General features: G+C 50.1%; 13 protein-coding genes. 2 read left to right on the forward strand and 11 right to left on the reverse strand.

The features are described from left to right. Positions 1-50 precede the first annotated feature (50 nt). The 4 genes from QZQ46_RS08280 to QZQ46_RS08295 form a co-directional block, all read right to left on the reverse strand. Positions 51-1,619: an AAA family ATPase gene (locus QZQ46_RS08280; RefSeq protein ID WP_296828774.1), complete on the reverse strand. Its 1,569-nt coding sequence runs from the start codon at positions 1,617-1,619 to the stop codon at positions 51-53. 185 nt (positions 1,620-1,804) lie between these two features. Beyond that, entirely contained in the window at positions 1,805-2,977 is a 1,173-nt protein-coding gene (locus tag QZQ46_RS08285; protein WP_296828776.1) for a sugar MFS transporter, read from the reverse strand. A 282-nt stretch (positions 2,978-3,259) separates the two neighbouring features. Further along, positions 3,260-4,150, reverse strand: a complete 891-nt coding sequence (locus QZQ46_RS08290; protein ID WP_296828778.1) for a radical SAM protein — start codon at positions 4,148-4,150, stop codon at positions 3,260-3,262. Positions 4,151-4,165: 15 nt separating this feature from the next. Continuing rightward, the gene (locus QZQ46_RS08295) at positions 4,166-5,068 is read right to left on the reverse strand and encodes a radical SAM protein (protein WP_296828781.1); all 903 of its coding nucleotides are present in this window, start codon (positions 5,066-5,068) and stop codon (positions 4,166-4,168) included. A gap of 206 nt (positions 5,069-5,274) precedes the next feature. Between QZQ46_RS08295 and QZQ46_RS08300 the strand changes: the two genes are divergently transcribed. Next, positions 5,275-5,634: a helix-turn-helix domain-containing protein gene (locus QZQ46_RS08300; protein WP_296828783.1), complete on the forward strand. Its 360-nt coding sequence runs from the start codon at positions 5,275-5,277 to the stop codon at positions 5,632-5,634. A gap of 65 nt (positions 5,635-5,699) precedes the next feature. Here QZQ46_RS08300 and QZQ46_RS08305 read toward each other — a convergent pair whose 3' ends face one another. Both QZQ46_RS08305 and QZQ46_RS08310 read right to left on the reverse strand, forming a co-directional pair. Next, on the reverse strand, positions 5,700-6,281 hold the full coding sequence (locus tag QZQ46_RS08305; RefSeq protein WP_296816931.1) for a sugar O-acetyltransferase: 582 nt from the start codon (positions 6,279-6,281) through the stop codon (positions 5,700-5,702). 9 nt (positions 6,282-6,290) lie between these two features. Beyond that, on the reverse strand, positions 6,291-7,454 hold the full coding sequence (locus QZQ46_RS08310) for an iron-containing alcohol dehydrogenase (protein WP_296828785.1): 1,164 nt from the start codon (positions 7,452-7,454) through the stop codon (positions 6,291-6,293). 192 nt (positions 7,455-7,646) lie between these two features. Between QZQ46_RS08310 and QZQ46_RS08315 the strand changes: the two genes are divergently transcribed. Then, positions 7,647-8,597, forward strand: coding sequence for a helix-turn-helix transcriptional regulator (locus QZQ46_RS08315; RefSeq protein ID WP_296828787.1), 951 nt, complete (start codon positions 7,647-7,649; stop codon positions 8,595-8,597). Positions 8,598-8,635: 38 nt separating this feature from the next. On the opposite strand, the gene QZQ46_RS08320 is transcribed toward QZQ46_RS08315, so the two are convergent. The 5 genes from QZQ46_RS08320 to QZQ46_RS08340 form a co-directional block, all read right to left on the reverse strand. Further along, positions 8,636-9,244, reverse strand: a complete 609-nt coding sequence (locus QZQ46_RS08320) for a LysE/ArgO family amino acid transporter (protein ID WP_296828789.1) — start codon at positions 9,242-9,244, stop codon at positions 8,636-8,638. A gap of 115 nt (positions 9,245-9,359) precedes the next feature. After that, positions 9,360-9,488: a hypothetical protein gene (locus QZQ46_RS08325; RefSeq protein ID WP_296828791.1), complete on the reverse strand. Its 129-nt coding sequence runs from the start codon at positions 9,486-9,488 to the stop codon at positions 9,360-9,362. A gap of 105 nt (positions 9,489-9,593) precedes the next feature. Next, positions 9,594-10,343, reverse strand: coding sequence for an NADPH-dependent oxidoreductase (locus QZQ46_RS08330; protein WP_296828793.1), 750 nt, complete (start codon positions 10,341-10,343; stop codon positions 9,594-9,596). Positions 10,344-10,629: 286 nt separating this feature from the next. Continuing rightward, entirely contained in the window at positions 10,630-11,145 is a 516-nt protein-coding gene (locus QZQ46_RS08335; RefSeq protein ID WP_296828795.1) for a flavodoxin, read from the reverse strand. A gap of 28 nt (positions 11,146-11,173) precedes the next feature. Continuing rightward, entirely contained in the window at positions 11,174-11,392 is a 219-nt protein-coding gene (locus QZQ46_RS08340) for a hypothetical protein (RefSeq protein ID WP_296828797.1), read from the reverse strand. Positions 11,393-11,478: the final 86 nt, after the last annotated feature.

Raw genomic sequence — 11,478 nt, forward strand, 5'->3', positions numbered from 1 at the left:
AAAAGAGAGTATCCGTCTGCCATGATGGATACTCTCTTTTTCATGTCAGCCTACCATTCTTCGATGAGGCATTCATGGTGTTTCGTTTTTTTATCGTAATTGATGCCAACGAGGATGACTTTTCCGCCATAGTGCTGAAGCGTTCCGGCATACTCTTTTTCCTTGATTTGGCGGATGGCAGTCTCAGCATCATGATTCCATTTCAGTTCAACGACTAAGGCCGGTTTATCCCCATGCTGCGGCCGCGGCACGAAGACCAGGTCGGCAAAACCCTTTCCGGCAGGCATTTCACGAATGATATTGTAATACCTTCTGGCACTGTAAAAGGCAAGAGACAACGTGTAGCTGAGGGCATTTTCATCGTTGTACTGAATCTGACTCGTTTCCACATGAGCTGCCGCCACGCCGGAGGCCACGTCATCGGCCCTGCCGTCAAAGACAGCTTGGAGAAGCGCATCTGATGCTCTGACGGCCTGACTGACCAATTGCCAGTCATCGCCCTGCTTCGTGGCATTGACGTATTCCTGCAAGACTTCATTATTGGGGATGAACACCTCTTCCCCCTCGCCATCATAGCCGAGGTAGCCGAGATGAACGAGGAGGGTCATGACGTCATCGGCCGAAGTAAAGGTCGTCATATCATTTTGAAAGGTCCCGGTATTAATTTTTTGACGGCCGCCACCCATCATCTTGACGACAGCATCGCGAAGGCCGTCTTCATTCAAGTCAATATACCCCTGCAGAGCTTCATAGGTCTCGGTCTTGTTCCAATAGCTGCCGAAACGGCCCTTGATCATAGCGTCGACGACGCTTTTCGGACTGTACACATGGGGACAATTCGGGAAGGCATAGCCGTCGTACCAAGCCCGGCATTCTTCAAAATCCATGCCGTAATGCAAGCAGAGATTCCTTGTTTCCGCTTCCGTAAAGCCGACGAACTGTGCCATCTGATCGGGATGCTCCATGGAAAATTCCGTGAACATATTGAGGGCCGAATGCGTCCCGTACTTCTTAATCGGCAAAATCCCTGTCATATAAGCCAAGGCCACGTACTCTTTATCCTTTAACAGGTTGCGCAAAAAATCGAGATACAGCCGCTGTGCCCCTTCATCGTGGGGATGTTCCCGGAAAATGCAGTCCCATTCGTCAAAAATAATGACAAACTGTCGTCTCGTACCGGCAAAGACGTCGCCTAAGGTATCGGCCAAATGGGTGTCGTCAAAATAATCAACATCGGGGTAAGCCCGGCAGATTTCCCGGATAACGCGAAGCTGCAGCCGCTCCAACATAGTCTCCATGGACAGGCCGACACTCAAAAATTCTTGTACATTGACTTTTATGACATCATAGCGACCGCACTCTTTCAAGCCGTCACGTTGTCGACCGATTTGTAAGCCCTTAAATAAAGAACTGCCGTCCTCCGAAACGCCATAATAAGCCGCCAACATATTAGCCGTCAGAGACTTACCAAAACGCCGCGGCCGACTGACACAGACGAAGCGTTGTTCTGTATTGACCATACGGTTCAGGACAGCGATCATATCTGATTTATCGACATAGATTTCCGAATTCAAAGCCATGCGAAACAGCCCTGCCCCGGGATTCAAATACATGCCCATCGTCGGCCCTCCTTTCCTCGATCAATGTCTATCGTATACACACCGATTTTCACTGCGGCGGTGTAATGTCCATACTGCATATCATATATTTCTATTCTATCATCTTTTCTATCATCTTTCAGGACTTTACGCTCACTTTTTTTCAAGCTTTACTCAGTCTCGATACGCATTTTAGAATGACGTCTCTATATTGTCCCTTTTGAGGTTGCTTTCAAAAGCTTTTCGTGCATCAGTACCATGATTACCAAAATAAACAATAAGTAAATTGGCAAGAGTGACACATTGATGTGATTAGCAATTACGCCAAAAACAGGCGGCATCAGACAGGTACCAACATAGGCAGACGCCATTTGTACGCCAATAATCGCCTGGGATTTATCGGCTCCAAAACGATCCGGCGTGGAATGGATAATAGACGGATAAATGGGGGCACAACCTAAACCAATCAAAATCAGTCCGGTCAAAGCGCCCCTTTCTCCAAAGGGAAGGAACAGGGAGAACGCACCTACCGCTATGAGCGCTTGGCCCAATCGTATCATCTGCGTGTCATTTAGTTTCAGCGTTAAAAATCCTCCCAGCGCTCGTCCGATGGTAATTCCCACAAAAAATAAGCTGGCAAAACTGGCCGCTGTATCCTCGGAGAGTCCACGATTCAACATAAGATAACTGCTGGCCCACAAGCCCGTCGTTTGTTCTGTAGCACAGTAACAAAAAAAGGTAACCATGACCTCTTTTGCACCTGGAATGCCGATGATTTTTTTCAACGGAAGAGGTTCTCGTTTCTCTGGATCATCTTTGACATCTGCCGAAGTTTTATGCTTCCACAGCGGCAGACTGAACAGCAGAACAGCCGTTAAAACAAATTGCATAAGCGCAATGTAACGATACCCCATATCCCATGAACTGCCGTTCGTCAAGACATATCCCATGATATAAGGGCCCAGAGATGCGCCGACACCCCACATACAATGAAGCCAGCTCATATGCCGGCTGGTATAATGAAGGGCAACATAATTATTGAGCGCTGCATCGACACTTCCGGCTCCAAGCCCGTAAGGAATAGCCCATAAACACAACGCCAAATAAGAATGACTTATAGAAAAACCAAATAAAGCGACCGCGGTCATGAGAACACTGAAGGCGGTCACCTTTCCCGTACCCCATTTTTTATTGATCCGGTCACTTTGTAAGCTTGAAATAATGGTGCCTACTGCGATAATCATAGAAATTCCGCCTGCATAAGAAACAGGAACGGCCAATTCCTGATATATGGACGGCCACGCAGCTCCTAACAGGGAGTCAGGAAGGCCCAAACTGATAAAAGCCAGATAAATAATCAATAACAACAACTGAAACATCACGTTATCCTCCTAAGGTTTCCTTTATTGAAATAATATAGACCCCCTTTGCTTTATGCAACCAATATTCAGCCGTATACTATAATAAAATCGCCAAAAAATCATGCCCTGCGTTCCGATAAAATGGTAATGTCCCAATTATAAAATTATTTTTTACAGGCCTGACCGGCTCAATGGGATAAACGCTCGTATAAAAAAATCGGTACCGACAATTCGTCGCGTACCGATTTTTTCATTCTTCTATATGAACTTTCTGTCAAAAATCAGACTGCCTCCTAAACCTTACAAGGTCCCCCGTCTTGCCGTTCTCTGAATCTGTTCGTGGCTGGCATTTGTTATAGCGTCTTCCAAAATGGCAATCATCTTCTGTTTATCCTTTTTCAAAACGCCGTCGATGCGGACGGAATCTAAGGGATGGAGGGCCCAGAAGTAGGTATCGGGGAGTTCCAGGTGTTCCAGGAAGGTCTTTTCTTCTTCAAGATTTTCTCGTTCTTCTGCCGGGATGAAGATCCCCTTTTTTATGTCGTCGTCGAGTTTGGTTCCGGCAAAGGCCGACATGGTGTTGACTAAAATCTGCGTCGGCTTGATTTCGTTTTCAAGTTTGGCCATAGCCAAGGCGTTTTCCTGTCCCCGACCGCTGCCGCCAGTGCCCAGCATCAACAAATCAGAGTGGCGGATGCCGACGGCGTTGAGGCGCAGACACTGCTCCCGGATTTCTTCGATGGTATAGCCTTTATTGAGGTATTCGAGAATATCCGTCAAACCGCTTTCGATGCCGATGTAGAGGTCATTGACGCCGGCTGCCTTCAAGGCCTTCAAATCGTCATCGCTCTTATGGGCGATATTTTCGATGCGGGCATACATGGTAACGACCTTGACCTTGGGAAGATATTTTTTGATGACGTCGATGCGCTCGATCAAATTCTTTGCCGACAGGACGAAGGGATCGGCGCCGATGAGATAGACCCGTTCCAAGTCTTCTATCTGCCAGCCGTAACGTTCTTTGGCACCTTTCACATAGGCTTCGACGTCGGCCGTCGGCCACATGCGAAAGGGGACGTCCTTGTACATGCTGCAAAAATGACAGCTGTTATGACTGCACCCTTCCGTCAGGGGAATCAAAAAGGTATTGGCCTCAATAGGCGGCCGATAGACAGTTCCGTTATATTCCATCTTCTTCTCCTCCTATCAATATTCACCGGGAGCGCGGTAGCCTTGGGAGGCATACTCCGTCCGGAAACGGCGCAGGGCCGCTTCTCCCTGATTATCAATAATATCTTGAATCCCGTCGATGAGCTCCTGTTTATGGGCCGGAATCTCCGTCCGCACATGGAAGGGCACGGAAATATGGCTGGACTGGAAAATCGTGTCGTTGGTCAGGGCTTTCAAGAATTCCTGCATTTCCTGCAGCCGCTCGACTTCGCCGGCTTCTTCATATTTCCCGGCACGGGCCAAATTCCACAGCCCTGTCTTGGGGATCAGGACCAGCGACGAAATGTCGATCATGGACGGATGGAGGCCGTCGTAGAGGGACGCCGTCTGAAGGGCATGCGTAAGGCCATAGCCCTTGCCGCCCAGGCCGTTTATCCAATTGACGACATAAGAGAGGCCGGCGCTATCCAATTTTTCCAATTGCTCCCTTGCCGTCGCCCGATCGTAGCCCTTGTGCATGAATTTCAACAAGTGATCGTCCCCTGATTCGACGCCGATATAGGGATCGGCAAAGCCGGCGTCTTTCATGTTGCGAAGCTGTTCTTCCGTCTTGTCGACGAAGTTATCGATGCGGGCGTAGCCGCCAATCGTTTCCACTGACGGCACATAGCGGTGAAGGAGTTCTGCCGTCTTCATCAAGACGTCGTAATCGGCAGAAAAAGCATCGGCCGACTGAAGGAAAATCCGCTTCGGTGCGCCAAAATACTTGGGGATTTCCTTGATATCGGCTTCGATTTCTTCCATGGGCGACCGCTTGAATCGATCGGTCTTATAGTAACTGCAAAAATAACAGCCGTTATGAGAACAGCCGCTCGTCAGCTGAAGGAAGGCAGAATCGCCTTCATAGGGCGGCCGGTTTATTCCACTGGTAAAATGCATGATGGCTTCCTCCTGTATGATAAATCTTATGATTCAAAAATCGAGTGCCTCATATCCGGCACCAAATCAGGCAGGCATCCTTTGTCCCCTGCCCTTACTTCTTACCGGCAAGAGATGCTTGCCCATTCTCATCGTATGATGTATTATAACCATGAAGTAATATAATGACAAGTACGCACATTTTTGGTACCTGAAAGGACAGGCTTATGACTCAAAAAAAGAAGGACTACGAAAACCCTTATGACGGCCAATGCGCCATTCTCTACGCCATGAATCTCATCGGCGCCAAGTGGAAGATTCCCATTCTCTGGCATCTTACCCATTACGGCATTCTCCACTACAACGAGCTGAAGCGCCATTTAGGCGGTGTGACCAATACGGTCCTAGCCCGCAACTTAAAAGAGCTCGAAGCGGACGGCCTCATCATCCGCAAGTCGAAGGGAACCGTCCCGCCGTCGGTGACGTATGAACTCTCCGATGAGGGAAAGAAATTAATCGAGCCCCTCGACGGACTCTACCGCTGGGGCGAAGAACACCGCCGCCACCGGGAAATGACGACGCCTTAACCGTTTCCGGACAGCCAAAAAACGCCTTCCGTGACGACAGCCACAGAAGACGCTTACGCTAAGGCTTATATATCATTTTCGATCGTTTGAATCACTTTTGCCGGCACGCCGCCGACGACGCAGTTATCGGGAACGTCCTTGGTGACGACGGCACCGGCTGCTACGACGACGTTATTGCCGATGGTCACGCCGGGCAGGATGGTCACATTGCCGCCGACCCAGACGTCGTTTCCGATGGTGACGGGCTTCATAATCCCCAAATGCTGCCGCCGTCCCCGCGGCGACAAGGGATGGTTGACCGTCGTAATCAGCGTCCCCGGGCCGATCATGACGTGGTCGCCGATATGGACCGGGCCGATGTCCAAGATGGTGACGTTGAAGTTGGCCAAAAAGTTGTCGCCTACATGGATGTTGCTGCCGCTGTCACAGCGAAAGCCCGGCGCCGTCCAGGGATGGCTGCCGCAGGACCCGAAGAGACGGCGCAGGCAGGCTTCGATGGCCTCTTCATCGCCCGAATCGATGGCACTGAGCTTCTGGACTTCGGCGATGGCCTTCAGTTTCCGATCGTTGACGCCCTTATCCCAAAAGTTATAGGCCAGACCGGCATCGAGTTTTTCGCATTCCGTCATGTCTTCAATCGCTTTCATAGGTCCCCCTTATTTATACGCTTTTTCGTAAATTTCAAGATAATCGGCTTCCGACAAAGGCAGCGGATTGGCCGTAATGTCGCCGCCGAGGACGGCGTAGACCCGTTTCGGATAGGTCTTCAGTTCTTCCCGCGTAATGCCCACATCGCTCATGCGAAGGTCCTGGCAGTCTACGGAAGCGATCAGTTCATCCAAGGCCTTGATGAAATCCTTCCCCGACGTCGGATTGGCGACGCCCATGGCTTTAGCCATCTTGATCATCGGTTCTTCGGCAGCCTTCCGTTCGGCAAAGAAATCGTAGTAGGCATGGGAAAGCATAATCAGCCCGGCGCCATGAACGAGGTCTTCATGATAGGAACCCATGACGTGTTCCATCGTGTGTTCCGACGTGCAGAGCATGTAGTAGCCGGCCAAGGTGTTGGCCAAGGCCATGTAGGCCCGCGCTTCCTTGTCGCTGCCGTCACGGTAGGCCCGGGGCAGGTATTTAGCGATGAGTTCAATGGCTTTCAAGGCGAACATTTCCCCCATGGGATGTTCGTTCTTGCAGATCATCGATTCGGCGGCATGGAAAAAGGCATCCATCCCCTGATAGGCCGTAAACTTCGGCGGCACACTCATCATCAGATTGGCGTCGACGACGGCCAGGACCGGGAACATGGACGGGAAGAAGATGCCCGTCTTTTCCTGGACGTCGTCTTTACTGATGACCGACGCCATGTCGACTTCACTACCTGTTCCGGCCGACGTCGTAATGGCGACCGTCGGGGCTGCAGCCTTAGCCGGCTGTTTCTTGCCTCCTTTTTCAGAAAGGCTGTAATCCCAAATATCGCCGTCGTTGGTCATCATCAAGGCGATGCACTTGGCGCAGTCCATGACCGAGCCGCCGCCGAGGGCGACGACGAAGTCACAGCCCGTGTCCCGGGCCATCTTGGCTCCGTCCATGACGTTGTAATCCGTCGGATTGGGACGCACCTGGTCGAAGACTTCATAGCCGATGCCGGCCAAGTCCAATTCTTTTTCTACGGCTGCCAAATAACCGAAACGCTTGGCCGACGAGCCGTTCGACGTGACGATCAGGGCTTTCTTGCCCGGAAGCTGTTCATTATGCAAATCCTGAAGCCGACCGGGGCCGAACAAAACCTTCGTCGGCATATAAAAGTTAAAGTTATACATCAAAAAAACCTCCTCAGTCAATAGATACCCTTGCGATCGGGATTTCGTGACCCCGCCGCTGTTGTTATCAGTGTACCCTGTTTGGCATCCAGAAACAGCGCCATATGATAACTTATATAGTGGCATATATTAACCTGAAGGAGGCTGCAGCAACTGACAGACCCTTTATTTTTTTGACAGCAGGTGATTTTCTTGAACGACAGAAAAGAACAGTTGGAACAGGCTCTGACCGTGCTGGGGACGGAATTTCCCCTTCTCAACTGGGACTTTCGCCCCGACCCGTCGTCGGGCAAAACGGAGCTCATCTCCCAGTGGCTCGGCGATGCGGCCGATGAAATCATGCTCTGCGCCTTTACGGGCAGCCATATCGACGAGCGTTTCCACCGCCAGGACTTTTTCTTCGTAAACTTCGCCTACCGCGGAAATTACGAAGCCCTCAGTGCTTCCAGCCAAAATAGGATTTCCATGAAAGAAGGCGACTGCTATATCGGCCAGCCTTACAGCGGCTACGCCCTAAAAAAAGACGGCGACGAAACCATCGTCATCGTCGGCATCCTCATCAAGAAGGAAACCTTCCTTCGGGAATACCTTTCCGTCCTCGGCGCCGATACGGACCTGCTCCACTTCTTTTTAGAGCCCGCTGTCAACCGCTACGCCGACGGCATCATCCGCTTTACGCCGGGAGCCGATTCACCGATCTGGCCCATCCTGGACTTGATGGTGCTGGAATACGCCCGGCGCACGGATCAGAGCCAATCCATCTTGAAAGCCCTCTTCCTCTCCATGGCCCTGTACATGTCCGAAGCCGTCCGAGTTCAAAACAAGCCGGCCCGAAAACCATCGGTCACAGAAGAAATCATGACCTACATCGAATACCATTCCGACACGGCAACCCTCAAGAGCACGGCGGCCCGCTTCGGCTACCATCCGGTCTACCTCTCCCGCCTCTTGTCCGAAAAAGAAGGCCGCACCTTCTCAGAGATTCTCCTGTCCATTCGCATGAAAAAGGCGGCCATTCTCTTACAATCGACGGATCTCTCCATCGAAAAAATTGCTGCCATGCTGGGTTACAGCAATAACAGCAATTTCTACAAAGCTTTTAAAGAATATTATGGAACCTCACCGAAGGCCCGCTTCCGCTGACACCTTCCCTTGGCCCTGACTCGATCAACATAAAGCCGTCAGATCACACGCTGGACGAAGTCAAAGAGCAGCTTCAAGCCGTAAAAACAGATGACGCCGCCGCAGACGATGTTGATAGCCCGCAGGATGCGCGGACTGAAGCGGCTGCGGAACAAAGAAACGAGGCCGCTCAAGAAGATAAACCATACGCACGAAGCGAAGAGGACGCCGCTGAGAAAGGGCGTCTGCTGAGATGCGCTCAAGGTAACCTGAAAGGAGCCGAGGAGCATCGTCCCGTCGAGGATGGCCTGGGGGTTGATCCAAGTGACGATGCCCGCTTCAGAAATCGTCTTGCGAATCGTCATGGGACGATACTCGCCTTGCGTCTCCGCCTTGGCCCGCATGAGGCCGACGCCGATATAGAGGACCAGCAAGCTGCCGGCACCTAAGATGAACATTTCTACCGTAGGAAAGAGTTCCATCAATCGGCCGATGCCGAAGAAACAGGCCAGGGATAAGGTAATATCGAAAAAGAGGACGATGAGGGCCGTCAAAAAAGCCCGCCGCCGCGTATTATTCAGTGCCGAATTGATGATAAACATATTTTGCATGCCAATGGGAGCCACATAGGCTAAGCCCAAGGTCAGGCCCTGCAGAAAAAAGCTCATTACAAAAACTCCCTTGCCAATATACAGAAGAACAACATCATCAAACGCACCAATCGATGTTAATTTCGTATTATACAGTATATCCCAAGGGATGACAACAAAAAAACAGCGGCCATTACCGTACGGTAAAACCCATATTGTATACGCTATCCTCGACAATGATTGGTTCATGCGCCATTGTCTGTTCCAATATATTTTCCATAAAAGCTGCGGCGCCTACTATAGCCACATCAAAAAATGCCATATGGTTCCCCTTGCATCAAACAGCAAAAATGGCTGACTACTTGCTATCGCAAATAGTCAGCCGTAAAAAACGCCTTGACGGTCACCGCTCGGGACCAAAAAGTATTTATTCTTTGATATCGTAAAATGTAAAGCCTTGTGCTTCTGCTTGTTGTATTAATTTTTGCCGTAACGGAATTGCCTTCTTACCGGCAATCTGTTTCGTAAAGGAATCTACACGTCGATTCGTATCACGCATATCGTAATACTCTTCCATTTCCGCATCGTAATCTTTCAACAATTCCAAATAAGAATCAAATACCCGATAGGAGTCCTCAAATACATTGGCTTCACGAGGCATACGCGGTTTTAACTGCGGTTCCTGATTCGGTATCCCAATGCCGACCCCCACTACCGGGAATGTTAATTCCGGCAATTTCAGAAGTTCAATCATCTTAGGTGCATTATTTAAGATACTGCCAAAATAAACCGTACCGAAACCACCGAGTTCAGCAGCGGCCACCATATTTTGAGCGGCTATAGCGGCATCCGTCCAGCCTTGGAAGAAACGATCGCTATCGCGTTCAACAACACTTTCTACCCCTCGTTCGCGAGCGATACGGGAGTTGCGGTACGCATCGACGATGAAAATAAACAGCTCCGGTACCCGTGCTACATATTCCTGGTTACAAACTTCTGCAATAGCCGCTTTCAGGTCCGGATTAGCAATGCGGATAATACTGAAACTTTGCATCCCCATGCTGGTAGCAGTTCTTTTTGCTATATCCAATAATAGGCTCAATTGCTGCGGCGGCACAGGGCTAGATTTAAACTCACGAATAGTACGATGATTTAATAACACGTCAATAGGATTCATGGAATCATCTCCTTTACCAAAATACGTTGAGTACACTATTATTCACCACACGCTTCCTTGCACATAATATCGAACTTTTTCTTTCTACAGTAGCACTAAATATACACCTTGTCTAGTCATTACCATGGTCTGGCTTCAATGGCTTACGCAAATTGGTCACCCCCTATTCAGCCTCTACCTAAGAAGCGGAGGACTTTTCGATGTATATTCCTTGGTGCTTGACGCAAAAAACAGCGGCCATTACCGTACTTTTTCGGATGGTCGCTGTTTCATGATCACATGTCTCTTATAAGTTGCGTTTTGCCCAGTCTTTGATCGTCCCTTCAGAGGCGACCGTTTCGGCGCCGTGAATGGCCAAGCCTTCACCGACGACGGCACCGGGGCAGTATTTTTTAAGGGCTGCCGCACTTCCGCCAAGGCCGCTCCCTTCATGGGTCATGAGGGGAAATACCTTCTTGCCCTGAAAATCAAGGGCTTTGAGCTGGGTAAAGACGGCCATGGGATAGGTCCCCCACCAGCAGGGTCCGGCGACGACGATGTTGTCATAGGCGTCAACCGATTCGAGCTGCTCTGTAAGTTCCGGGAACACCTTGTTTCGCAGTTCCTCTTTGGCTTCTTCCGTGCACTTCGTATAGTCTTCGGCATAGGCCTTTCGGGTCCTCACTTCAAAGATATCGGCTCCAACGGCCTGCTGAATATATTCGGCAGCGATTTCCGTATTTCCCTTGACCAGGTTTTCAATACTGCCATTGACGTAATTCTGACCGCGGCGGGAATAATAGATGACTAAAGTTTTACTCATACGGTTCTCCTTTCTCAATCTAAGGTCTTTATAATTTCAGCCACATCCCCCCGGCGTCTGCATCGCCCCGGGATTTCTCAACGACCACTGCGGCGCCTTTGCCTGGACGCCTTTCGATACGGAAAAAAATATTCCCTGCGCCCTCTATACCCATAAAGGAGAGTCGCGAAAACACGTACAAGAATTCGTCGACATCATCCTGCATATCTATCGCGATAATCCCGACTTTCCCGTTTAATTTTTTCATACAAGCAAAAAAGCCGCCCCGCCCGGCATAGCCTCCTTTATCATTACGTCAATAAAGGAGATTATGTCAGGGGAGCGGCTCTTTCG

The organism is uncultured Megasphaera sp., assembly GCF_900539295.1.
Classification (GTDB): Bacteria; Bacillota; Negativicutes; order Veillonellales; family Megasphaeraceae; genus Megasphaera.

What these genes read in the sequence shown, in the direction of transcription:
- QZQ46_RS08325 (WP_296828791.1), bottom strand. Translation starts at nt 9,488, where the DNA reads ATGGCATTTTTTGATGTGGCTATAGTAGGCGCCGCAGCTTTTATGGAA.
- QZQ46_RS08285 (WP_296828776.1), bottom strand. Translation starts at nt 2,977, where the DNA reads ATGTTTCAGTTGTTGTTATTGATTATTTATCTGGCTTTTATCAGTTTG.
- QZQ46_RS08320 (WP_296828789.1), bottom strand. Translation starts at nt 9,244, where the DNA reads ATGAGCTTTTTTCTGCAGGGCCTGACCTTGGGCTTAGCCTATGTGGCT.
- QZQ46_RS08295 (WP_296828781.1), bottom strand. Translation starts at nt 5,068, where the DNA reads ATGCATTTTACCAGTGGAATAAACCGGCCGCCCTATGAAGGCGATTCT.
- QZQ46_RS08310 (WP_296828785.1), bottom strand. Translation starts at nt 7,454, where the DNA reads ATGTATAACTTTAACTTTTATATGCCGACGAAGGTTTTGTTCGGCCCC.
- QZQ46_RS08340 (WP_296828797.1), bottom strand. Translation starts at nt 11,392, where the DNA reads ATGAAAAAATTAAACGGGAAAGTCGGGATTATCGCGATAGATATGCAG.
- QZQ46_RS08305 (WP_296816931.1), bottom strand. Translation starts at nt 6,281, where the DNA reads ATGAAAGCGATTGAAGACATGACGGAATGCGAAAAACTCGATGCCGGT.
- QZQ46_RS08280 (WP_296828774.1), bottom strand. Translation starts at nt 1,619, where the DNA reads ATGGGCATGTATTTGAATCCCGGGGCAGGGCTGTTTCGCATGGCTTTG.
- QZQ46_RS08335 (WP_296828795.1), bottom strand. Translation starts at nt 11,145, where the DNA reads ATGAGTAAAACTTTAGTCATCTATTATTCCCGCCGCGGTCAGAATTAC.
- QZQ46_RS08290 (WP_296828778.1), bottom strand. Translation starts at nt 4,150, where the DNA reads ATGGAATATAACGGAACTGTCTATCGGCCGCCTATTGAGGCCAATACC.
- QZQ46_RS08300 (WP_296828783.1), top strand. Translation starts at nt 5,275, where the DNA reads ATGACTCAAAAAAAGAAGGACTACGAAAACCCTTATGACGGCCAATGC.
- QZQ46_RS08330 (WP_296828793.1), bottom strand. Translation starts at nt 10,343, where the DNA reads ATGAATCCTATTGACGTGTTATTAAATCATCGTACTATTCGTGAGTTT.